This is a genomic window from Candidatus Manganitrophaceae bacterium (assembly GCA_016200325.1).
Lineage (GTDB): Bacteria > Nitrospirota > Nitrospiria > SBBL01 > Manganitrophaceae > Manganitrophus.
This window is the reverse complement of sequence record JACQEZ010000008.1, coordinates 143,592-167,879: the sequence shown is the minus strand read 5'-3', so window position 1 is coordinate 167,879 and position 24,288 is coordinate 143,592. Positions and strand designations below refer to the sequence as shown.

The following is a 24,288-nucleotide window of genomic DNA, read 5'->3' as shown; positions in this document are numbered from 1 at the left end:
CTATTTGACTTTAAGAAGGTTGACTTGCCGGCCGAATTTAATGAAATATTGTCCCGCGGAATAGATCGCCAGCAGCATTGCGGCGAAGAGGAAAACGAGGCCGATTTGATGAAAATGGGGGGAGGGAAGGTCGGTGATCAGGAAAATGATGGCGACCGTCTGAAGGAACATCTTGTATTTCCCGGTCCCCTCCGCGGCGATGATGATCCCTTCGGAAGACGCAATGGCGCGGAAGGCGGTGACGGCGAATTCCCGGCCGATGATGACGATCGCCACCCACGCCGGCACCCGGCCGTTTCCGACCAGAAGAACCAAGGCCGAGACGATGAGGAGCTTGTCGGCGACCGGATCGAGGAATTTTCCGAACTGGGTGACCTGCGACGTCCGGCGGGCGAGATAGCCGTCGAGCAGGTCGGTCAGCGACGCCACCAGGAAAATAATCCCGGCGATGATCTCCGAGCGCAACGACGCCTGAGAAAAGAAAAAGATAAAGAACGGGATCAACAGCACCCGGATGATGGTGAGAATGTTCGGGAGATTCATGAGATCTTATCCAGACGTTACAGGGCGACGCGCGAGAGAGTGTTTCCCATCGATCAAGATCCCACCTTTTCCGGCTTGGTCTTCCACCGCCGATGCATCCAGATCCATTGATCGGGATATTGCTTCACATGCTCCTCGATCCGGGAGGTAAAGCGTGCGGTGTTGATCTCTACATCTTTCGCATGGTCGGCGCTTTGGACAAGCGTCATCGGCTTCTCGATGGTGATCCGGTGCCGGCCGTTTGGAAGCCGGGTGACGAAGCACATCATCGTCGCCGCGCCGCTCCGGAGGGCAAGCTCCGCGGCGCCGGCCGGGGTGTATGCCTTTTTGTTGAAGAAGTTGACGAAGACCCCGTTGACCTTGGTGTCTTGGTCGATCAGCAGTCCCAAAATTTCTTTTTTCCGCAGGACCCCCAAAATCTTTTTAGAAGAAGAAGGACTTCCCCGGCTGATCGTCTCCACCCCGAAGCGGGCGCGAAGGCGAACGATCCATTCATCGATCCGGGGGTCGTACAACGGCGCGGCGATCACATGGAGCGGATAGCCGCGAAGCGCCAACACCGCCGCCATCAGCTCCCAGTTGCCGATATGCCCGGTGATCAGAATCGTTCCATTCCCCTCTTGTTCCGCCTGATCGAGATACTCCTCCCCTTCAACGGCGATCAACGAGCCGATCTCCTCCGGTTTCAGATGATCGAAGTTGAGGATTTCAATCAAGCCTTTGCCGAGGTTCTGGAAGCTGCGCCGCATGATGTGATAGAGCTCTGCATCGCTTTTGCCGGTGCCGAAGGCGATCCGGAGGCCCTCAAGCGACCGGGCCCGTTCCCTCCGGAGAGAATAGAAGAGAACGGTTCCGATCGCCCCCCCCAAGCGGACCCCCCATTTCCAGGAGAGACGACGGGTCAGGAAGGCGATCGAGGTGAGCGAGAAGAAGATCAGAGAACGAAGAATTTTTTTCCACACTTTCATAGCGCGTCTCTTTCAAATACATGAAGGGGAGGGTGAAAATTGAGCGGAACCGAATCGTCCCGCTTCAAAGTCATTTTCTACGCTCCACCTGTTTTCTGTTTCGGCCGTTGAACCGAGAGGATAAAATCGATCACCTCCCGGACGGCCCCTTCCCCCCCCTTTTTCTGGGTAATCCAATCGACCTCCCGCTTGACCGCATCGACCGCATTGGCCACCGCAATCGAGAGGCCGACCCGCCGAAGGAGAGGAATATCGATCACGTCGTCGCCGATATAGGCGAACGCCTCATCGGCGAGATGATTTTTCTCCCGGATCATTTCATACGCCGCCACCTTGTCGCGGCGGCCCTGATGCACCTCTTCGATCCCGAGCTCTTTCGCCCGCCATGTCACCACGGCGGAGGTCCGGCCCGAGATGATCCCGACGCCGATCTCGGCCTTTTGGAGAAGCCGGATCCCATGGCCGTCGTAAATCGAAAACCCTTTGATCTCATTTCCTGCGGCGTCGAAATAAAGGGTCCCGTCGGTCATGACCCCATCGACGTCGAGAAGAAGGTAGCGGATCCGTTTCGCTTTTTGCCGCCGCTGCGGAAGCGGGGCGCTTCGGCGACCCACCTAAACCGCTCCCCGTCTCAACAGATCGTGCAGGTGGAGGATGCCGTCGACCTGTCCGTCGGCGCCCGCCACGATCAGCGCCGTGATCGAGTGCGACTCCATCAAATGGATCGCCTGGGCCGTCAGCGACCCGCGCAAAATCGTTTTCGGATTTCGGCTCATCACCTCTTTCGCCGGCAGAGAAAAAATCTCGCGCCCTTCGTGATCGATCTTACGGATCAGACGCCGGAGGTCGCCGTCGGTGATCACCCCGACCAGCTTCCCGGCGTCATCCAAGACCGTCGTCATCCCCAGTTTCTTGGCGCTCATCTCGAGCACCACCTCTCTCATCGGCGTCTCCTCGGAGACTTTCGGAATGTCATTTCCGGTCTGCATCGCATCTTCGACCTTGAAGAGCAGCCGTCGGCCGAGCGACCCGCCGGGATGGAACGAGGCGAAATCTTCCTGCTTGAATCCCCGCTTTTGAAGCAGTGCGACCGCCAACGCATCTCCCATCGCGAGGGTCGCCGTGGTGCTGGCGGTCGGCGCCAAACCGAGCGGGCAAGCCTCCTCTTTAATCGAAATATCGAGGATGACGTCGCTGAGCTTTGCGAGGGTCGACTTAATGCTGCCTGTCATCGTGATGATTTTCAGGTTCAGCCGCTTGAGCGACGGCAGAATCCGAAGGATCTCCTCGGTCTCGCCGCTGTTGGAGATCAACAGCGCGAGGTCGTCTTTAGAGACCATGCCGAGATCGCCGTGGATTCCCTCTGCGGGATGGAGGAAGAAGGCGGGGGTGCCGGTGCTCGCCAGCGTTGCGGCGATCTTTTTCCCGATCAGCCCCGATTTGCCCATCCCGACCACGACCATCCGCCCTTTGCTGTTGTAGCAAAGCTCGACCGCCTCGACGAACCGGCCGTCCATCCGCTCGATCAGGTCTAAGATCGCCTGCGCTTCAATTTTAAGAACCCGCTTTCCTTCTTCTAAGATCACACCAACATCCTTAATGAAGAAGTCAGAAGCCAGGAGTCAGAATACAGAAGAAGGATCAGGAAGCTATTCCTTCTCGATTTTATTCTGACTTCCGACTCCTGATTTCTGTCTCCTTTAATGCTTCCAAGATCCGCTTCACCTGTGAGAGGAGCTGGTCGAGCTGCGACAAGTCGATCTGGTTCGGACCGTCCGACAGCGCTTGATCGGGCGAGGGATGGACCTCAAGAAAGAGGCCGTCGCAGCCGGTGGCGACCGCGGCGCGGGTGAGCGGCAGGACGAACTCCCGCTGGCCGGAGGAGACCTTCCCCCCCCCTCCCGGAAGCTGCACGCTGTGGGTGCCGTCAAAGATCACCGGATAACCGGTCCGGCGCATGATGACGAGCGAGCGCATGTCGCTCACCAGGTTGTTGTAGCCGAAGCTCGCTCCCCGCTCGGTTAATAGAATCTTTCGGCTCCCGGTCGATTCGACCTTTTCGACGACGTTGGCCATCTCCCACGGCGCGAGAAACTGTCCCTTTTTCACGTTCACCACCTTGCCGGTCTTCCCGGCGGCCAAGAGCAAATCGGTCTGCCGGCAGAGAAAGGCCGGGATCTGCAGCACATCCAACACCTCCGCGGCGGCGGTTGCCTCCTCCGGGCCGTGCACGTCGGAGAGGACCGGGGCGCCGATCTCCTGTTTCACCTTCTGAAGAATGCGAAGCCCCTCCTCCATCCCCATCCCCCGAAACGAGTCGACCGCGCTTCGATTGGCCTTGTCGTACGAAGACTTGAAGATGAACGGGACCTGGTGCGCTGCGGCGATCCGGGCGATCTGCTCGCCGGTCTTGAGAACCAGATCTTCGCTTTCAATCACGCAGGGACCGGCGATCAGGAAAAAGTGTCCGTCGCCGAGGGTCATCTTCCCGATTTGAACCGATTGGGCCAACCTATTCCCCTTCTCTGAATGTGGTTTGACTAGCCTGCCCGCCGTCGCTTCAGCGACGCTTTGATAAAATCGCGGAAGAGCGGGTGAGGATCTTGCGGCCGCGATTTAAACTCCGGATGGAACTGCACGGCGAGAAACCAGGGATGCGCCGCCAGCTCGACGATCTCGACCAAATTTCCATCGGGCGACAATCCGGACAGGACCAGCCCCTTGGAGGTGAGCCGTTCCCGGTATTGGTTGTTAAACTCGTATCGGTGACGATGCCGCTCGGAGACCTCGACCTTCTGATAAGCCTCGTAGGCGCGCGTCCCCTTTTCGATCCGGCAGGGATAGGCGCCGAGACGCATCGTCGCCCCCTTGTCTTGGATCTGTCGTTGGTCGGGTAGAAAGTCGATCACCGGATCGGGTGTTTTCGAGTCGAACTCGGAGCTGTTCGCTTTGGCGAGTCCGGCAATATGCCGGGCGAACTCGATGACGGCGCATTGCATCCCGAGGCAGATCCCGAAGAACGGAATCTCCCGCTCCCGCGCGAATTCAATCGCCCCGATCTTTCCCTCGATCCCGCGGTTGCCGAACCCGCTCGCCACCAAGATGCCGTGGGCCCCTTTCAAGACCGGCTCGACCCCCTCATCTTCCAGCCGCTCGCTGTTGATCCAGTCGATGACGACCCGCACCCTGTTCCCGATCCCGCCGTGGATGAGCGACTCGCACAAACTTTTGTACGAGTCTTTGAGGTCGACATATTTTCCGACGAGCGCGATCTGAACTTCATCCTGAGGATGTCTGATGATATGAACGATCTTCTCCCACGCTTTGAATTGCGGCGCCTTCGCCTTTAACTTAAGCTTTTTGACGATTGTCTCGTCAAGCTTTTCCTGATGAAAGACGAGCGGCACTTCATAGATGCTGTCGACGTCCTTTGCCGTGATCACCGCCTCCTGCTCGACGTTGCAGAAGAGGGCGATCTTCCGTTTGAGGTCGGCGGAGATGAAACGGTCGGTCCGGCAGAGGAGGATGTCGGGCTGAATGCCGATCTCGCGCATCTTGTTGACGCTGTGCTGCGTCGGCTTGGTCTTCAGCTCCTCCGCCGCTTTGATAAAGGGAACGAGCGTCAGGTGGATGTAGAGGACATTCTCCCGGCCGATGTCGAACGGCATTTGGCGGATCGCTTCGAGGAAGGGAAGGCTCTCGATGTCGCCGACGGTTCCCCCGATTTCGACGATCGCAATGTCGACCCCATCTCCCACCCCCTTGATGCAGCGCTTGATCTCGTCGGTGATGTGGGGGACGACCTGGACCGTCCCGCCGAGGTAGTCGCCGCGGCGCTCTTTGGTGATGACGTTGTTGTAGATCTTTCCGGTCGTGTAATTGTTCTTTTTCGACATCCGCGCCGAGGTGTAACGCTCATAATGGCCGAGGTCGAGGTCGGTCTCGGTCCCATCGTCGGTGACGAAGACCTCCCCATGCTGATAGGGATTCATCGTCCCCGGGTCGACATTGATATAGGGATCGAGCTTCAGAAAGGTGATCGAGAATCCGCGGGATTCAAGCAGATTGCCGATCGCTGCGGCCGAGAGCCCCTTTCCAAGCGAGGAGACGACGCCGCCGGTAATGAAGATATATTTTGTCTTCTTCTGTTTTTTCAATGATCTCCTCCAACTGCTGAATAACGTGAGGGTGAAGCGTCAGGTGTAAGGGGTCTTTCTGCCAAAGAGGCGAACCCTTACGCGTCACGCTTTTCCTTCATTGGCCAGAATCTCCCGGGCCCGGAGCATATCTTCGGGCGTGTTCACCTCCCAGAAAAACCGGGCTTCTCCCTCCCCGATCTCGATCACCCGGACCCGGCCTCCCTGCTCCAAAACACGGAGCTGCTCCAGCCGCTCTTTTCTTTCCAGCTTCCCTTCCGGTGACCTGGCCACCTGGATGAGAAATGTTTTGTGATAGAGATAGATGCCGTAATGTTTATAAAAAAGGAACGATCCCGATTGGCCCGATGCACCGAGCTGGCCCCGCTCCGCATATGGAATCGGAGATCTGGAAAAATAAAGGGCATGATCCCGATGGTCGGTGACCACCTTGACGGTATGAGGTGAAAAGATCTCCTCCTCGTTCATCATCGCCGATTTGGCGGTGATCAGATCGGCTTCCCGGCGTCGAATGGACTCGCCGCCGATCTCGATCAGCCGATCGAGCGTTTCAGGCCGAAAGAGAGGGAGATCGCCTTGCAGGTTGACGACCAGCTCGGCCGGAAATTGCTCGGCGACCTCGGCGACCCGCTCGGTGCCGGTCCGATGGGTCGATGCGGTCATCATCACCTCTCCCCCGAACCGCCGGACCACCTCGGCGATCCGCGTGTCGTCGGTGGCGACCAGGACGCGGCTCGGCCGCTTCGCCGCCACCGCCCGCTCCCAGACATGCTGGACCATCGGCTTTCCGTTCAAATCGGCGAGCGGCTTGCCCGGAAAACGGGTCGAAGGATACCTCGCCGGAATGACAACGAGGACGGAATCGGCCGACATCGTCATGAGAGCGCCTTCCGCAACATCGACTTGTCGACGGCCGTCGTCCCGACCATCCCGACGACAATGCCGGCGGCATGGTTGGCCAGCTTCGCCGCCGCAGGGAGCGAGGCCCCCGCCGAGATCGCAAGCGCGAGCGTGCCGACGACGGTGTCGCCGGCGCCGGTGACGTCAAAGACCTGCCGCGCCTCGGTCGGAATGTCGGTCCGCCTCCCTTCTCTCTCGAAGAGGCTCATCCCCTGCTCTCCCCGGGTGATCAAGACCGCCTGACAGCCGAGCCTCTCGAGGAGGATCTCACCCGACCGATGGAGGGTCGATTCATTCTCGATCTCGATGCCGGCCGCTTGGGACGCTTCCAGATGATTCGGCGTAACGACTGTGACCCCTTTGTAGAGCGGAAAGTGGCTGACTTTCGGGTCGACCACCACCGGGATTCCCCGCTGCAGCGCCCGGGGCAAGATCGCCTCCAACAGCCCTGGGGTGATCACCCCCTTGGCATAGTCGGAGAGAACCATGCAGTCGATCTGATCGATCTGATCATTAATATATTGGATAAATTTTTTCTCCGTCTTTTGTGAAACTTCGCCCTTCTTTTCATGGTCATAACGGACCACCTGTTGTTGATGGGCGATGATCCGGGTCTTTTTCGTCGTCGGACGCTCCTCTTCCGCAACGATTCCCTCGACGCCGACCCCTTTTGCCTTTAATTCTTCCGACAACCACCGGCCGGCCTCATCGTTTCCGACCAAACCGCAGAGCAGTCCCCGTCCGCCCAACGTCAGGATATTATGGAGGACGTTTCCGGCGCCGCCCAACAGGACCGACTCCCGCAAGACATTCACGACCGGAACGGGCGCTTCCGGCGAGATCCGCTGGACGCTTCCCCAGATATAATGGTCGAGCATCAGATCGCCGACGACCAAAACCCGATGTCCTTCAAACCGGTCGAGGAGCTGCCGAAGGCTCGTTTTGGAGGCGGCTTCGGGTCCTCTCTCTTTTTTCACCGTTCTGCCGCTGCGCGGACGCGCGGTGCTTTTTTTTCGAGGGGTGCGCATCTCCGACCTAGTGGATTAACTTTCCGATTCGATTCCAGCGAACCCAGCTGCTCTCGCTGTCCCACGACCAGTAGATGATGAAGGCTTGTCCTTTGATCTTTGTGAAGTCGACGAATCCCCAGAAGCGGGAGTCGAGGCTATGGTCTCGGTTGTCTCCCATCACGAAGAAGGCATCTTTCGGAACGGAGACCGGCCCGAAGTTGTCGCGCTCGGGGATGGTGTGGTCGGGATTCTTATCCTCATGGATTGCATACGGCTCATCCTGTTTCTGGCCGTTGAGGTAGAGGTCTTTGTTTTTGACCTCGATCGTATCCCCCGGCACGCCGATCACCCTTTTGATGAAATCTTTCGACTCATCTTTCGGAAAACGGAATACGATGACGTCCCCCCGGTGCGGCAGGCGAATCGGAATCAGCGTCACATCGGTAAAGGGGAGACGGACACCGTAAATAAATTTGTTCACCAAGATATGATCGCCGATGTCGAGCGTCGGGATCATCGATCCGGAGGGGATCTTAAAGGCCTGGACGACGAAGGTGCGAATCACCAGCGCCAGGACGATGGCGATGACGAGGGTCTCGGCGTACTCCCGAATGGTTGATTTGAGCTTGGGCTCTTCCGACAAAGCTAATCCTGCACTTTCAGGACTGCAAGAAAGGCTTCCTGAGGGATCTCCACCCGGCCGACCTGCTTCATTCTTTTCTTCCCCTCTTTCTGTTTCTCCCATAATTTCCTCTTTCTCGTGATGTCCCCGCCGTAGCATTTGGCGGTGACATTCTTTTTCATCGCGCTGACGGTTTCGCGCGCGATGATTTTGCTCCCGATGGCCGCTTGAATGGCCACTTCGAACATCTGTTTTGGAATGAGCTCTTTCATCTTTTCAGCCAGCTGGCGGGCTCGTATCTGCGATTTGTCTTTCGCGGCGATAAAGGAGAGGGCGTCGACGGTCTCCCCGTTGAGCATGATATCGACCTTGACCAGGTCGGCTTCTCGATAGCCGATGAACTCATAGTCCAGCGACGCGTAGCCTTTCGAGAGCGATTTGAGGCGATCGTAGAAGTCGAGGATCACTTCATTTAAAGGAAGCTCATAGGTGACCATGACCCGCCCCACATCGAGATACTTTAAATCCTTTTGTATCCCCCGGCGGTCTTGGCACAGCTTGATCACGGAGCCCAAGAACTCATCCTTGGTAATGATGACCCCCTCGATGAACGGTTCCTCAAAACCGGCGATATAGTTCGGTGCCGGAAGCTTCGCCGGGTTGTCGATATGGAGGACCTCTCCCTTTTGCGTGGTCACCCGGTAGACCACCGTCGGCGCCGTGCTGATCAAAGAGAGGCGATACTCTCTCTCAAGGCGCTCCTTGATGATCTCCATATGAAGGAGGCCGAGAAAGCCGCATCGGAATCCGAAGCCGAGCGCCAAGGAGGTCTCCGGCTCGTATTGGAATGAAGAGTCGTTGAGCCGCAGCTTCTCGAGCGCATCGCGAAGATCTGCATAGCGATCGGTGTCGATGGTGTAGAGGCCGCAGAAGACCATCGGCTTCACTTCTTTATAGCCTGGGATCGCTTCCGTCGCCGGATTTTTCGCGTCGGTGACGGTGTCGCCGATCTTCGTCTCGCTGACCGTCCGGATGCCGGAGACCAAACCGCCGACCTCTCCGACCGAGAGTGAGGGGATCTCTTCCGATTTGGGCGTATAGGCATGGAGGGAGAGCACTTCATGCTCGATGCCGTTCGACATCAGCCGGATGCGGGAGCCTTTCCGAACGGTGCCGTCGATAATCTTAACGAGAACGACCGCGCCTTGGTAATTATCAAACCAGGAGTCAAAGATCAGCCCCCGCAGAGGAGCCTCGACCTTTCCTTTGGGCGCCGGAATCCTGCGGATGACCGCCTCCAGGACCTCCTTGATCCCCTTTCCCTCTTTCGCGCTGGCAAGGATCGCCTCCGAGGAGTCGATCCCGAGGATGTCCTCGATCTGCTGTTTGGTCTTCTCGACATCGGCGCTGGGGAGATCGATCTTGTTGATCACCGGGATGATCTCCAGGTTGTTTTCAATGGCGAGGTAGGCGTTGGCGATCGTCTGCGCTTCCACCCCCTGTGTCGCGTCGACGACCAAAAGGGCCCCTTCGCAGGCGGCGAGGCTCCGAGAGACTTCATAGGTGAAATCGACGTGGCCCGGCGTGTCGATCAGGTGGAAGGCATAATCATGCCCATCGTCCGCGCGGTACTTTAGCCGCACGGCATGGGCTTTGATGGTGATCCCCCGCTCCCGCTCCAGATCCATGTCGTCCAGGAGCTGATCTTTAAACTCCCGTGCGGTGACCGCCCCCGTCAGCTCCAGAATCCGATCGGCCAGCGTTGATTTTCCATGGTCAATATGGGCGATAATCGAGAAATTTCTGATATATTCTTGCAAGGGCCCTTCCTAGGTCTATAAACTTTAGAATTATATTGATTTTAAACCCCTTTGTCAAAAAGGAAAACAGCCACGGTGTAATCTTATTTCTGAGATGAACTGAGATCCGGGCCACTGGCCCTGAATCCCGTTGCAGCCATGGCTGAAGCGGGATCGGTTTCAGGTAGAAACGGCCTCTCTCCCGGCGGCGAGGAACGCCATGAGGCAATCGTGCATCCTATTCAGCCCGACTTTATAGAGAAAAGGAGAGACGCAGGCGGATAGACGGATAGAGAGAGCGTCGGATCGGTCGGCTCTTTTCGCGGTTTCATTTCGCTTGCAAAAAGGGGATTAATTTAATACCATTTTAATTAAGTTCTCATTTTTTGTTAATATCGATCTCATAAGCTACATTTAGGTTAGGACTGCTCTGTCGTCAATGGATATCGATCAATGTCCCTTCGAAAGTTTAATCTCAAAATTAGGAAATTTAACCTCAAGATTAAGTTTTCGATCCTGATCAGTACCCTCCTGGGGTTAACCCTTTCTCTCTCCTATTTTATTACGTCCGGGCTGATGACCGAATCATTGACCGAGGAGGCGATGCTTCGGGCGATCTCCATTACCCAAGGGATCGCTCAATATAGCCAGGAAGCGATTTTGACTCGGGACCGCCTGGCCCTTGAGACGATGATCAGCGAGGCGTCGAAAGATCCGGCGATCCTCTATATTTTCCTCGTTGACGTCAAACAGAACATCCTCGCCCATACCGATCTGACGCAGCAAGGGAAGCCTTATTTCCCCCCCGATAACTACAGCGGACAGAAGGAGTTTAAGGGGGGGGTCGAACTATTGACGTCGCACGAGGCGGATGGGAAGGAGCGGCTCGATCTGATTGCGCCGATCCTTTTTACCGGGCAGAAGCGGATCGGATCGGTCCATGTCGGTTTTTCCAAGCGGCCGATCTATGAGACCGTCGCCCAGTCCCAAAAAAAGATCGGCATCTTTATCTTTCTCGCCCTTTGCGTCGGCCTGCTCGGCGCCTGGCTGCTCGCCTACTATATTGTCAAGCCGATCCGCCGACTGGTCGACGGGGTGAAGTCCATTACCGAGGGGACCTATCCGCAGATTGAGATGAAGTCGAATGATGAGATCGGTCTTCTGGTGTCGACCTTCAACGAGATGTCGCGAAACCTTCGGGAGAAGGAGCTGATCAAGCGGGCGTTCTCCCAATATATCTCCGAGAATATCCTCGAGACCTTTTTACAAAACCCAAGGAGCCTGCAGCTCGGCGGAACCCGGACCGAGGCGACGATTCTTTTCACCGACATTCGAGGATTCACCTCGCTGGCGGAGCGCCTCGATCCGCCGGAGGTCGTTCATATCTTAAATGATTATTTCGCCGCCGTCGTTGAGATTGTTCAAAAGTATGAGGGAACGCTCGATAAATTTATCGGCGATGCGGCGATGGCGGTCTTCGGAACCCCGATTCGTCACGACAACGACGAGGAGCGGGCCGTCCGTGCGGCGTTGGAGATGAATGAGCGGTTCCAGCTGCTCAAGCAAAAATGGGTTCGCGAAGGGTATCCCGAAATTGAGATCGGCATCGGGATCAATACCGGTGAAGTCGTTGCCGGCAATGTGGGTTCCTTAAAGCGGCTCGCCTATACCGTCATCGGAAACAGCGTGAACATGGCGGCGAGGATTGAGAAGTTGAACAAACGGTATCATACACAGATCTTGATCTCGTCCGATACGTATAAGCGTCTGGAAGGAATTCTCGAAGCGATCCCTCTCCCCCCGACCCGGGTGCGGGGAAAATCAGAAGAGATCCAAGTTTTTGTGGTGGTCGGTTTTATGACCGACGCCCGTTTTGATAAAAAGGTGGATCTTGATTCTGAACAATATAAACTTATTTAATCGATGTTGATGTTCTCCTTGAGGATCGGCCTCCTGATCATCTTGGTGGGAGGTTTCATTCTGAACGGTTGTAATACCCTTCCTCCCCCCGCGGCCTCGCCCCCGGCTCCACCCCCCCCGGCGGCCCCGGCTCCGATCCCGACCCCTCCTCTCTCGATCCCGAAAGAAAATCCCCATCTCGAAATCGGTCAACGGCTGCTCAAGCAGGGCCGGTACAAAGAAGCGATTGTGGAATTTGAATCAATCCTGAAGGTCGACCCGGGCCATCTCGCCGCCACGAACGGTTTTCATCTGGCCGAGCAAAAGATAAAAGAAGAGCGGGATAAAAGCGTCCAAAGTTTGATTCAGCTGAATGAAAGAGGAATGGAGTTTTATCATCAGAATGAGTTTCTCAAAGCGGGACAGACCTGGAAAGAGGCGCTCAACTTTTATGCGTTACAGAACGATCCAACCTTGGCGCAGGAGCTCCCCTTTCCGATCGAAGAGATTGGGACGCGGCTGGAGCAACTGATTCGCCTTTTTATGGACAAGGGAGTTCTGTTATATCGCCGGGGAGAGCTCCAGAACGCGATTTATGCCTGGCAAGATGTCCTTCTTATCCAGCCTGAGTATACTGAAGCCAAAGATTATATCCGCAAAGCTCAGGTTAAAATGGAGACACTCGATAAACTCTCTTCTTCTCCAAACCCGCCTTGACACACTTTCAACGACTTCTGTATAGTAGGAGTCAAGGAGGACGTCGGATTCTATGGATCCAAATTCGAGTGAAGAGCCTTTGGAGAACGAGCATCTACAGGCTTTGGTGAAAGAATTGACGGAAAAAATCGGTCAACTCTTCGCGGACAATGATCAGATTAAAAAAATTCTCGAAAGCATTGAGAAGGAGGGATACCAGGTCGACCTCGTCGTCGCCTCCCTCAGCCGCCTGCTTCCGAATCAAGACGATCTTGAAGTGGAAATGGAAGAGGAAGACGGAGAAGAGATAGAAGAACTGGATGAGGCCACGTACGAGTTAAATCCCTTCGATTATGCCTTCCTTCAAGCAATTAAGGTAAAGCCGTAACTCTCTCCTTTGGTCAAAAAACCTGTTGACAATCTCCCGATCCTTTGTTAAGTTCTGCCTCATTGCCGAGATAGCTCAGTCGGTAGAGCAGAGGCCTGAAAAGCCTCGTGTCCGCAGTTCGATTCTGCGTCTCGGCACCACTTAGATCAAGGATTTGCATTAGCTCACCTCCTCCAGCCCTTCCAATTGCTACCATTTTGCTACTTGTTTCAGCTTCTTTTTGATCTCCCAAAGCCGGGGCGGCGAGTTTCTCTGCCGCCCGGCTGTCGTCGGTCGCATCAGATGCCCATAGAGATCCATCGTGACTTTGATCGAAGAATGACCGAGTTGATCCTAAATATATTTCGCTGTTTATTGTTCATGATCAATGAGGCATGCGAACGGATGGCGAGGTCATGGAAAGCGGATCTATCTGAAACCCGCCCGACGGAGCGCCGGATAGAATCTCCTCCGGAGAAGGTTGCTGTGGTTCTCAGGATTGCCCGCCCATTCGGAAAAGCTGGATCATATCATCAGAACCAAACGAATGGATAAAAGGAACTCGGGGACCAGAATGATTGAGGAATATTTAAGCCGGAACAACATACGAAAATTACATCTCGGATGCGGCGTTAACATTCTTCAAGGGTGGCTTAATTCAGACTACAATCCGAAGTCGCCGACTGTTTTGCACTTAGATGCAATTCGACCGTTTCCGTTTGATGATGACGTATTTGATTACATCTTCAGTGAGCACATGATCGAACATGTCACCTATTCGCAAGGCTCACTGATGCTGACTGAATGTGCGCGTGTCCTTAAAAAAGGGGGAAAGGTTCGAATATCGACGCCTGATTTGTTGTTCTTAATGAACCTCTACAAAAAGGAAAAATCAGATCTGCAGAAAGAATATATCAAATGGGCCACAGAGAATTTCATCAATGAGGCCCCCTATCCTGATGACACATTCGTTATTAACAACTTCGTACGAGATTGGGGGCACCTCTTCATTTATGACGAGAAGACACTCCGCTCGTCCATGGAAAGAACAGGTTTCAGAAAAATTACGAGATGCAATCTCAAAGAGAGCGAGGATGAGGCATTCAGGAATTTAGAAAACGAGGACCGCTTGCCAAAAGGGTTCTTGCAGTTAGAAACGATGACATTGGAAGGAACAAAATCATCGGCCCGATAACCGTCTCAGCCAATTAATGAAAATCGGTGTGAATATTAAAATGAGGACAGCGAGCACGGTTAGGATGAAGGGCTGATCATCATCCATAGAGCTTCTTTTTTAAATCTCGGCATAGCGCCATCCTCTTAGAAGATTAAATCCGCACTTTAGTACCGATCCATCCCAATTCACCATGATCTATCGTGACCCATTACAAGAACCAGGGCGCCTAATCTCTTGATCTCTCAGGGTGGGTCATGATAGATTAATCTCGGTTATGCCTGAAAAGCCTTATGTCCGCAGTTCAATTCTGCGTCTCGGCATCACTTATCTCAAATATTTGATAATCGTCTTCCCTTCTTTACTATTGCCATTGCTATCGTTTTGAAACTGATTCCGAAAAACGTCTATGACCCAGAGCAAGGGTCGGGCGTCTCTGCCGCCCTTGCACTTTGCGAATCGTCCTGTCTAATATAGTTGTGAACCGTGACTAAACCTGGAGCGAATGATGGAGGCTGAAAGACCAAGTGACGAAGAAATTGCCATGGAACTCACGTTGAAGTTCATGGAGAAAATGCAGGATACCCTGACGCCTGAGAAGATCGGTGAAGCCTATCAGACGATTCTTCAGGCGGTGAAAGATGCTTAAAGCCGTCCGAAGGAAGGACGAAAAACGGGGCGGATCTGATCCGCCCCGTTTTTTTACGTTCAGCGGGATCCGTCCGCTCTTCCCCTCCGTTTTGATTCGCCGACCTTCCTTTTAAACCGCCCGGTCTTGCCCGGATGAGGGGCCCTCCAGCCCCTCTGTCCCTTATTCGAATCCGACGCCGCGCCGGCGCCTCTGGCCGATGACCTGCGGATGAGCCCCCCCGACCTTTTGTCAGGCCGCCGATCCTTCCATCCGGATCCTCCCTCCAAAAATTTAATTTATTGGTATACTTATCTGCGGTATGAATATTCTAATCGTTCTAATCGCACTGATTGTCCGAGTGATGGCGGGTCCGGCCGAGGCGGCGGCTGCGGGGGCATTTGAAGCGCCGGTCTCCTCCCCCATCGGTTATACGCTGTCGGAGAAATATCTCCTCCCTCCCGGCGAGGAGGTCAAGCTCGCGAAATATGTTTCCCTCCTTCCCTCGCTTATGAAAGATTGGACGCAGACCCTTCAATTGGGTCATCGTGGGTTTGAGGAAAACAACCCCCTGCTGGGCCGGCAGCCGACCGCGGCCCGGATCAACCGCTACTTCTTCATTTACACCCTGTCCATCTTGGCTGCATTTTATCTCCCCGAGCCATTCTCCTCTTCGATTCTAGACACCATCCGATATCAGGAAGAGATCGTCGTTTTTGAAAATGAACGCCTCTTCAATCGAGAAGCCGCCGTGACGTCCGCCCCCCTCGCTTTTATGGTTACCATCCGTTACTGACCGGTCTTATCCTATCCCCCGTCCTATCCCCCGTTTCGCCGCGCTTTGCCGACGTTTTGCCATGCGCAATGGTCGACCCATGACCGATCTGTTCTCGCGCTGTTTCGTTTTCGATTTAAAAGAAAGTAATTCGGATAAAGAGAACAAAGCCGGGTGAAGGAAGGATTTATTTATTTCGACCGATCAGGTGATCAGGACCCGGTAGAACGAGAGGACGTTTCCGAATTGCACGTAGGAAAGACCATGGGACGGCGAGCCGGACCGCCGAAACCGTCGGATGTTTAAGGTCCCTTAGGAGGCTTCACCACAATCGCCGCCATAAAGATTAGAAAGATGCACGCAGCCACCAAAACCAAATTTCCCATCGTTATCCCACCGATTGAGTCCGTTTGAGTCCGCTTTTTTGAATGGTCTGGTGTCAGAATAGCCCGACCGGGGGAGCGGATCAAGTGAAATGTGGGGTTTAAGCGGTGTAGGGAGGTCCCCTTGTAATAGGATTTCTTTTATTATACAATAATTTTCTATCAGTAACGATGCTTTCCCACCCAACTTTAATGACCCTTGATAAGGAGAATGTATGTTCAGAAGAGTGACCACTTTCGCTCTGATGATGATTTTGCTGCTTCCCGGTACCCTGGTGCTGGCGGACGCAAAAGACAATCCGGATGCCGGCTTAAAGATGTTGGAAGACTTTCAGAATACCTTCGTTAATCTTGCGGATCGCGTCAAGCCGACGGTCGTAAACATCGCTCCTCTGAGTGCGACTCCCCATGTCAGCCGTCCGGATGAAGGTCCGCGCGAAGCGCCGCGTGAACGGGCGCCGGAAGCGCCTCCCGGCTCCGGCTCAGGGGTGATCATCGACAAGCGAGGATTCATCGTGACCAACAATCACGTCGTCGGCGATGCCGAAGAGGTTGAGGTTCGGCTCTCGGATAAGACGAAATTTACCGGAAAGGTTATCGGTAAAGATCCGGATACCGATCTGGCATTGGTCAAGATCGAAGCGACGAAGGATCTCCCGTTTGTCGCCTTGGGGGATTCTTCAAAGATCAAAGTCGGACAATGGGTGATTGCGGTCGGGAACCCTTTCGGTCTCGATCGGACGGTGACGGTCGGTGTCGTCAGCGCGCTCGGCAGAGAGAATGTAAACCTCTCCCGTTATGAGGATTTCATCCAGACCGATGCGTCGATTAATCCCGGTAACTCCGGGGGACCGCTGTTCAATATTCGGGGCGAGGTGGTCGGAATCAACACGGCGATTATCAACTTCGCACAGGGAATTGGATTTGCCATTCCGTCGAACATGGTTCAATCGATCTCCACCCAGTTGATGGCAAAAGGAAAGGTGACCCGCGGATGGCTCGGGGTCGGCATTCAACCGCTGACGCCGGAACTCGCCGGCAAGTTTGGGGTCAAAGAGGGAGAAGGGGTTCTGGTGAACGAGGTTTTCGACGGAGATCCCGCCAGCAAAGCGGGCATTCAGCCGGGAGATGTCATCCTCAAGGTCGAGGATCAACCGGTCGATACGCCGAACTCGTTGGCACGGGTGATCGCCAGCTTGATCCCCGGTAAGAAAGCCAACCTGGAAGTCCTCCGGGATGGAAAGAGGGTCATTAAGACAATTGAACTGATTGAGCGAAAAGAAGAGGCGGTTCAGGCGGCGATTCCGAAGCGCCAAGAGAGCTTTCTCGGGTTGAGCATCCAAGACTTAACGCCGGAGATTGCGGAGCGCTTTAAGATCAAGGACGAAAAGGGAATCATCGTCACCAAGGTCGAACCGGGAAGCGCCGCGGAAGCGGAAGGCTTGAAAGAGGGAGATCTCATCAAAGAGGTCAACCGTGAGAAGGTCAACAACTCGGAAGAGTTCAAGAAGATGATGGAAAAGACCAAGAAAAGCGAGGCGGTACTTCTCCGGATCAGCCGGGAGAATCGCGCCTTCTTTATCGTCCTAAAGCCGAGAGAAAAATAAGCGTCGATCTGTTACCAAACGGCCCCTGTCTCAATAGACAGGGGCCGTTTTTGTTTTCATAGAATGATCATTGCGGGAGATAATCTACCTGCCGGAAGAAGCGTGGGGCTTGGCCCCCGAAGGAGGTGCGCTTCCCCGTCGTTCCGACCTTCTGCGATTGAAGTGCGATGGGTTGACCGGCAGATGGAGCGTCATGGTCGTCCCCTTTCCGACCTCCGATTTGACCTCAATGCTGCCGCGATGCTCGTCGATGATGTGGTTGCACATCATCAACCCCAGTCCCGTTCCTTCATTTTTTTTCGTGGTAAAAAACGGGTCAAAGAGCCGCTGCAAGTTTTCTTCCGGAATGCCGATACCGGTGTCTTGAAGGACGACGTGAAAAAAAGGATGTTGCGATTCCGAATCGAAAGAGGTTTTTACCAAAATGTGACCTTCAGATGTCGCTTGAATTGCATTTAAGAAGAGATTCAAAAAGACCTGACGCATCTTTTCCCGGTCGACCAAGCAGGGCGGAAGGTTGTGATCGAACTCATTCCGAATGGTCAGCCCCTTTTTTCTCGCCTCATTTTCCAGAAAGGTCATTGTCTCATGGAGAAGGTCATTGATATTGACCTGCGTCCATTTCATCTGACTGTCTTCCGGGGTTTTCGAATAGTGAAGGAGATCGCTGACGAGCATCTGAATCCGATGGGTCTCGTCCAGCGCCACCTTATAAAACTTGTCCCAGAACTCCTCATCCTTCACTTCTTCATCGAACTTCCTCGGGATCATCTGGAGAAAGGTGTTGATTGCAACGAGCGGATTGTTGATCTCATGTGCCATGCCGGCCGCCAGGACGCCGATGGCGGTGAGTCGATTTGCCTGGGCCATCCGTTTTAAGGTTTCGATCTTCTCTGCATGAAGGCGGTCGCGTTCTTTCCCCAGGAAATAGCGTTCAATCCCCTGCTTGAGCGTCTGCTTCAACTCTTCTTCGTGGTACGGTTTTGTAATGTACCGGTAGATATTTCCCTGGTTGATTGCTTCGATCACCAGATCAATTTCGGTATAGGCGGTCATCAGCATCCGGATTAAATCGGGCCTTTTTTTCGAGCAGGCATGGAGCAGATCGACCCCGCTCATCCGCGGCATACGCTGGTCCGAGACGATCATCGCCAGGTCCGGATGTGAATCGACCAGGTCGAGCGCCTCCTCCCCATTCCTTGCCGTATAGATTTTGAATTCTTTTTTAAAGAGATTCTTGAAGGTAATGAGAGCCATCTCTTCGTCGTCGACAAAGAGAATGGGATACTCCTTATATGGGAGTGCTTCCGGCATAGAGTCCCCTTCCGATCAGACTGGAACCACCCGGTTGAGAGATGGGGAGATGGAGAACAACTTCCGTTCCACGTCCGACGGTACTTGTCACCTCAATGCGACCGTGATGATTTTCGATGATTTTATAAGTGATGGTCATTCCCAAGCCGGTTCCTTTGCCGACTTCCTTGGTGGTGAAGAAGGGATCAAAAATTCGGGGGAGATCTTTCTCGGGAATGCCGCAGCCGGTATCCCGAATAGAAATTCGGACCTGGTTTCCGATCTGCTCGGTTTTGATCACGATCTCTCCGCGATCCGAAATCGATTGAACCGCGTTTTGAAGAATGTTCATGATCGCTTGGTTGATCTGTCCCGGAATCGCCTCGATCGAAGGGGTTCTCCCGTAATCGGGGAGGAGGGTGATTCGGTGGGTCGTCTCATGCCGGAAAAGTTGAAGGGTCGACTCAATCCCCTCTTCGAGATGATAGGCTTTGAGGATCTCTTCATCTTTTCGAACGAAACTCTTGAGATTTCTGATGATGTTTTCCGTCCGGTCCAGGCCGTTTTTAATCACCTGAATGGAGGTCTCTAAATCTTCCGAAAGCTCGGCGAGCTCCGCCGGGCTTAAACGTTCTGCATTTTTCATCTCGTCCAGGACGCGCCGGACAATCGCAAGACTTCCCTTTGCAAAGCTGACCGGATTGTTGATCTCATGCGCCACCCCGGCGATGAGGAGGCCGAGCGCGGCCATCTTTTCGGATTGAACCAGCTGCCCCTGCGTCTCTTTTAACGTATTGAGGGTCTCTTCCAGCTGATTGCTCCGCTGCTGAATCTCCCGCTCCAGCTTCCTGAGATTGATGAGAGAGCGGACGCGGGCTCGTAGTTCCTGAGCGTTAAACGGTTTGGTGAGGTAGTCGTCTGCGCCATGCTCCAGCCCCTCGATCTTCGTTGAGAGATCCGTTTTGGCTGTCAGGAGGATAATGGGAATATGGCAGGTGCGCGGTTCTTCTTTTATTTCGTGGCAGAGTTGATAGCCGTCTTTATACGGCATCATCACATCCGAAATGATCAGGTCGGGAAGTTCCAATTTCGCCCGTTCCACCCCCTCTTTTCCGTCTTTTGAAAAGAGGAGTCGGTAATCGGCCTTGAGCTGGGAGGCGATATAACTCAACATGTCGGGGTTGTCATCGACCAGGAGAATGCGATATTCAACGCCGCTGTGTGGGCTCTCTTCCGGGAGGGAGGCCGTTTCCCGGACGAGTTCATCGGTTGCATAATCGGCCTTCGTTTGCAAGGACCGAGTCCAATCTTCCTCGCGCCTTTTTTCGGAGACGGGGAGCGCCTCGCTCCGCCGATCGAGCGCCCCGGGCACCTCTTCCAGCCGGACATAGATTGGAAGGACGAAATGAAAGGTGCTCCCTCTCCCCTCTTCGCTCTCTGCCCAGATCTTTCCCTGATGGAGCTCGACCAACTCTTTGGCAAGGGCGAGGCCGATCCCGGTTCCTTCAAATTTTCGGCTCGCGGAGCTGTCGGCCTGGGAAAAACGGCTAAAGAGCTTGGACATATGCCCTTTTGGGATTCCGATCCCGGTATCGGTGATGCGCACGGCCACCTGATTGTCCTCTCTTATGCAGGCGACCTTGATCTCCCCTTTTTCCGTAAATTTTAAAGCGTTGAAGATCAAGTTCAGCAGAACCTTCTCGATTTTGTCGGCATCGAAGAAAATCTCCGGAATGGAAGGGTCGCTTTCGAACCGCAGCGCCAACGATTTCTTCTCCGCCATCGGACTGACGGAGGCGACCACCCCGCTCACGAACTTTGAGAAATCGGCCCGGTTGTAATAAAGCTCCATCTTTCCGGCGTCGACCTTTGCCAAATCCAATAAATTGTTGATCAATTTTAGGAGGCGAAGGGAGTTGGTCTGCATGATGGAGAGATACTTTTCCTGGTCCGGGTTTAACTCCCCGAGGTCCCGATTGAGCATCATCTCCGTGGGGGCGAGGATGAGCGTGATCGGGGTCCGTAGTTCATGGCTGATGTTGGCGAAGAATTTCGATTTCAGCTGATCGAGCTCTTGAAGCTTCTGGTACGATTCCTCGAGCTGACGCTTGCTTTCGGCCAACTCGGAGGTCCGGTCCTCTACTTTGCGCTCCAGTTCGCTGGCCCATCGGCGTAACTCTTCCGACATCTTGGCGACATCATCGTAAAGGAGCGAATTGCTCAGCGCGATCGAGGCTTCCGCGCGCAGGTTTGAGAGGAAATCGAGATCCATACTTGAAAAAGGCTTGAGATTTTCCTTCTCGCCCAGATTAACTAAGCCAATAAGTTTTCCATCATGGATAAGGGGCAGTGCCACTTTTGCATTAAATTTTTTAAAGTAAGCGTGAGCCAACGGACGAATAAACTCATATTCGGGATTATAAGAGAGCTCTTCCCATTCAATAACTCTATCTTTTTCTCTCATCCATGTTAGAAAAAGATAATCTCCCGTAATCGGGGCCTCCTCGGACGGGGCTTCTCCTTTCACGACATTGAATCGCTGCTCCTTATCGCTCCATAAAATCAAGGTTACTCTCGAAACATAGAGCGCCTCCTCAATGGTTCCTGCAATTTTTCCGATAAGACCAGCTACACTTTTTAATGCCACAAGCTCTTTTACCATCCCCTGCAATATTTTCTGCATGTCATAACGGCGACGTTGAAAAAGATGATCAATGTGGGGTTGAATGAATTTAGTATAGGGGATGAGAAGAGCAACCACCGCCGAAATGTATGTTGCAAATCGAATTGGAGATAGCGATACAAAGAAATTTTTTGTAAAGTAAAGACCACCAATCAAAGGTACAAGAACGATAGAAGAAATGGTCAGCCAGGTCAGCGTCTTGTGAAGTACTGTCTGGATGTCGAAGAAGCGGTATTGAATAATAGTATAAGTAACAATTATGGTATATACTGCTACAAAATAAATACCATAGGGAAAAAGAGGAAGATTAAAGACGGGAAAAAAGGCGGTTGAGCCGCCGCAGAATCCGACGGCCAGACCAATAAAAAGCAGTTTAAGTTGATTCCGAGTTTGACCGGTCGCACTTTTATAGGCTTCAAAGAGAAGTTTCAACGAATAGGTAACGACCGTGGCGAAAAATGCCACGAAAAGGAAGTAAGGCTTTTCAGGTTTCGTATAGTAATTAAAGGGTGGGAGCGGTGCCGGGTAAGCGAGCAGATGGCTTAAGTTCATTACTTCTAAAAGACCGGCGGAGAAGTAGGAAACAATCAAAGCAGTCCGCCTACTCTGATTCAAGAGCCTGAGAACAAAGTCCATAAAAAGAGGGCCGATCATGATTGCGCCGAGGTAATGAATACGGATCCAAAATTCGGCAGACTCGATATCGGTCGCGGAGGTCATCATTCCAAGACCATAACTCCATATGGCGACACTCAGACAAAAGAGCGCCCACTTTCGATTGATCGAGCCTTGCCAATTTTTGATAAAAACGAACAGACCGATAAGGAGGCTGACAATCGCGGTTCCTGTACAGGAGATGTTAAAAGAGGTCATTTAGGTGTCTCGGGTTGTTTTCGGCCGTACATCTTATGGGCATTGACAAACTTCCCGTTAGCGACGTTCGCGCAGATAGCGATTTCTCCCGCAAGGCAGGTGGCTGCTGCAATTTCTGAAAACTTTTCTGCTTTACCCGTTCCATAGCAACCGATTAGTTCGAGGCATTCTCTTTGGCTTGCCAGCGCCACACCTCCTCCCGCCGTTCCGACCACCAGGTTTGGCAATTTAAGACTGATATAAAGGTCTTCTTCCTCTGTTATCTCAAAATTGCTGATCCCGATGTGAGAGTCGACAATGCTCGCGACATCCTGTCCGCAGGCAATAAAAAGGGCGGTGAGTCCGTTTGCCACATGCCCGTTCATTCCGATCATTCCCGAATGAATACCCGATAGCATGGCCGCCTGAAAATAGGCCGCAACCTCTACAGGCGTGATGTCAAAAATTCTTTTTATCACTTTGCTTGGAATCACCGATTCGCAGATCACGGTTTTCCCCATGCCGGCGGCATAATTGTGCGCGGAGACCTTTTTGATGGCTGAAAAATTGGAGCGCAAATAAAACCGCTTCGGTTTCACGATCGGCACGATGAAGTGACAGGCCGCCTCGGTTGCAAAATTGATCATGTTGAGACCCATTGCATCGCCGGTGGAATAGCAGAACTTGACGATGACATTTCGATCATAGGGGATCGGTTCAACCCGCAAGAGCTTTCCGTGCCGGGTGGTCGCCTCCGCATGTTTTTTAATCTGGGAGAAGTTCGCCTCAAGCCAGTAGCAAAATTGAGTGGTTTGGCTTAAGCTCTCAAAAGTAAAGAGCGGAGAAATGTGTGTTTCATCCCGGATGATCCGGGTGGTAACCCCCCCCGAGAGATGGAGCACCTGCATCCCCAATGTGTAGGTGTAGATCAGCGCCCCTTCCGTCGTTGCGAGAGGAACGTAGAAATCTCCTTTCGCATATTGTCCGTTTACTTTTAACGGTCCGGCCACCCCGATGGGGACCTGCGTCACCCCGATAAAATTTTCAATGTTCCCCTGCATGTTTTTTGGATCTTCGCTGAAGACGGCGATGTGATTGAGCGTGGCCCCGGTCTTCGCGCTCAGCCATTCTCTTCGCGTCTTCGCCGCGGCCAGGGTGTAGTCGATCTCTTTCTGCTTCGGCACCAAATCGGCCCTCGATAGAGAGGCGCGGTCTTCCGGCTCAAAATCGGTGCTTAATAAATCGGAAATGCGCCGGATGATCTTTCTCTTTTCTTTGTTCGATAAATCATCGTCCGACGGGAGGGGGGTGGTTCTCCGGCCGGAGTCTTTCTCCCGCCGGTCGGGAACGGAAGCCCGAGAGGTCTTGATGAACGTCTCCCAGTCGCCCACCTGATTGTCGGGCGCCTGAACGAATTCGATTCCATATAAGTATTTCTCTTCATTCCTCCACTTTACCCGCACCCGCGCTTTTAGCCGCTGCAGAGGCAGGGGGAGCGCGACTTCAACGATCCCTTTATCAATCCGCGGAAGCGCTTTCTCCGTTGAGATGGAAAGGCCTTTTAGGCCGATGTCGATGGCGCTGCTATGATATATTTTTTGCTTTTTAGTATAAGGATCCCTCAGGAGCAGGCGGAGACTGAGTGTCTCTCTCACCCGAAAATAAGATCGACGGTCATGCTGGCTCATATGATGCCTTCTAAGTAAAATGATGGTTGTCGGCGGACCTGTGGAACAGGCCGATATAGGTCCGAGTAAAGCCTCGATGATGGAATAAAGATGGATCGATATAATCAGAAGCGGAATTGAAATGAGGGGGGCGACGATAACCGATGGGAAGGCCTACCCGGTGGGTCGGATCTGTTTTTCTCGAGACGGCATCACGGTCCAACGAGACCCCCATCAGAAGCGGACGAGACGAGATGACGGAATA

At 53.6% G+C, this 24,288-nt stretch carries 20 protein-coding genes and 1 tRNA gene; 8 read left to right on the top strand and 13 right to left on the bottom strand.

Annotated elements, in window-relative coordinates; all coding sequences use genetic code 11:
- The 10 genes from pgsA to lepA all read right to left on the bottom strand — a co-directional run bounded on the left by pgsA (position 1) and on the right by lepA (position 10,020).
- Entirely contained in the window at positions 1–543 is a 543-nt protein-coding gene (gene pgsA / locus HY282_06585; protein ID MBI3803412.1) for a CDP-diacylglycerol--glycerol-3-phosphate 3-phosphatidyltransferase, read from the bottom strand.
- Positions 544–596: 53 nt separating this feature from the next.
- Positions 597–1,511 (bottom strand): lysophospholipid acyltransferase family protein, encoded by a 915-nt coding sequence (locus HY282_06580; GenBank protein MBI3803411.1) that lies wholly within the window; start codon positions 1,509–1,511, stop codon positions 597–599.
- 77 nt (positions 1,512–1,588) lie between these two features.
- Complete coding sequence (locus tag HY282_06575; protein ID MBI3803410.1) at positions 1,589–2,041, bottom strand: HAD hydrolase family protein; 453 nt, start codon at positions 2,039–2,041, stop codon at positions 1,589–1,591.
- 84 nt (positions 2,042–2,125) lie between these two features.
- A complete protein-coding gene (locus tag HY282_06570) occupies positions 2,126–3,097 on the bottom strand; it encodes a KpsF/GutQ family sugar-phosphate isomerase (GenBank protein ID MBI3803409.1) in 972 nt (323 codons plus the stop codon).
- 79 nt (positions 3,098–3,176) lie between these two features.
- Entirely contained in the window at positions 3,177–3,995 is an 819-nt protein-coding gene (gene kdsA, locus HY282_06565) for a 3-deoxy-8-phosphooctulonate synthase (GenBank protein MBI3803408.1), read from the bottom strand.
- Between the two features lie 56 nt (positions 3,996–4,051).
- On the bottom strand, positions 4,052–5,668 hold the full coding sequence (locus HY282_06560) for a CTP synthase (protein MBI3803407.1): 1,617 nt from the start codon (positions 5,666–5,668) through the stop codon (positions 4,052–4,054).
- An 84-nt stretch (positions 5,669–5,752) separates the two neighbouring features.
- Positions 5,753–6,541, bottom strand: coding sequence for a 3-deoxy-manno-octulosonate cytidylyltransferase (gene kdsB, locus HY282_06555; protein MBI3803406.1), 789 nt, complete (start codon positions 6,539–6,541; stop codon positions 5,753–5,755).
- 2 nt (positions 6,542–6,543) lie between these two features.
- Entirely contained in the window at positions 6,544–7,596 is a 1,053-nt protein-coding gene (gene rfaE1 / locus HY282_06550; protein ID MBI3803405.1) for a D-glycero-beta-D-manno-heptose-7-phosphate kinase, read from the bottom strand.
- A gap of 7 nt (positions 7,597–7,603) precedes the next feature.
- Positions 7,604–8,323 carry a signal peptidase I gene (gene lepB / locus HY282_06545; GenBank protein ID MBI3803404.1) on the bottom strand — a complete coding sequence of 240 codons (720 nt, stop codon included), beginning with the start codon at positions 8,321–8,323 and terminating at the stop codon, positions 7,604–7,606.
- Positions 8,224–10,020, bottom strand: a complete 1,797-nt coding sequence (lepA, locus tag HY282_06540) for an elongation factor 4 (GenBank protein MBI3803403.1) — start codon at positions 10,018–10,020, stop codon at positions 8,224–8,226. The genes lepB and lepA overlap by 100 nt, the downstream gene beginning before the upstream one ends.
- Positions 10,021–10,452: 432 nt before the next feature.
- Between lepA and HY282_06535 the strand changes: the two genes are divergently transcribed.
- The 8 genes from HY282_06535 (at position 10,453) to HY282_06500 (ending at position 17,528) form a co-directional block, all read left to right on the top strand.
- The gene (locus HY282_06535; protein MBI3803402.1) at positions 10,453–11,919 is read left to right on the top strand and encodes a HAMP domain-containing protein; all 1,467 of its coding nucleotides are present in this window, start codon (positions 10,453–10,455) and stop codon (positions 11,917–11,919) included.
- 9 nt (positions 11,920–11,928) lie between these two features.
- Positions 11,929–12,615, top strand: a complete 687-nt coding sequence (locus tag HY282_06530; GenBank protein ID MBI3803401.1) for a hypothetical protein — start codon at positions 11,929–11,931, stop codon at positions 12,613–12,615.
- Positions 12,616–12,667: 52 nt separating this feature from the next.
- Positions 12,668–12,982, top strand: coding sequence for a hypothetical protein (locus tag HY282_06525; protein ID MBI3803400.1), 315 nt, complete (start codon positions 12,668–12,670; stop codon positions 12,980–12,982).
- A gap of 64 nt (positions 12,983–13,046) precedes the next feature.
- Positions 13,047–13,122 (top strand) — tRNA-Phe (locus HY282_06520).
- Between the two features lie 413 nt (positions 13,123–13,535).
- Positions 13,536–14,156, top strand: a complete 621-nt coding sequence (locus tag HY282_06515; protein MBI3803399.1) for a methyltransferase domain-containing protein — start codon at positions 13,536–13,538, stop codon at positions 14,154–14,156.
- A 484-nt stretch (positions 14,157–14,640) separates the two neighbouring features.
- Entirely contained in the window at positions 14,641–14,784 is a 144-nt protein-coding gene (locus HY282_06510; protein ID MBI3803398.1) for a hypothetical protein, read from the top strand.
- 301 nt (positions 14,785–15,085) lie between these two features.
- Positions 15,086–15,559 (top strand): hypothetical protein, encoded by a 474-nt coding sequence (locus tag HY282_06505; GenBank protein MBI3803397.1) that lies wholly within the window; start codon positions 15,086–15,088, stop codon positions 15,557–15,559.
- A gap of 610 nt (positions 15,560–16,169) precedes the next feature.
- Positions 16,170–17,528, top strand: coding sequence for a DegQ family serine endoprotease (locus HY282_06500; GenBank protein ID MBI3803396.1), 1,359 nt, complete (start codon positions 16,170–16,172; stop codon positions 17,526–17,528).
- An 84-nt stretch (positions 17,529–17,612) separates the two neighbouring features.
- On the opposite strand, the gene HY282_06495 is transcribed toward HY282_06500, so the two are convergent.
- From HY282_06495 to HY282_06485, 3 genes are read right to left on the bottom strand one after another with little or no spacing between them, the layout of a single operon-like run.
- Positions 17,613–18,842, bottom strand: a complete 1,230-nt coding sequence (locus HY282_06495) for a response regulator (protein MBI3803395.1) — start codon at positions 18,840–18,842, stop codon at positions 17,613–17,615.
- Complete coding sequence (locus HY282_06490) at positions 18,820–22,377, bottom strand: response regulator (GenBank protein MBI3803394.1); 3,558 nt, start codon at positions 22,375–22,377, stop codon at positions 18,820–18,822. Before HY282_06490 ends, HY282_06495 begins: the two co-directional genes overlap by 23 nt.
- Positions 22,374–24,044: a PilZ domain-containing protein gene (locus HY282_06485; GenBank protein MBI3803393.1), complete on the bottom strand. Its 1,671-nt coding sequence runs from the start codon at positions 24,042–24,044 to the stop codon at positions 22,374–22,376. The genes HY282_06490 and HY282_06485 overlap by 4 nt, the downstream gene beginning before the upstream one ends.
- Positions 24,045–24,288 lie beyond the last annotated feature (244 nt).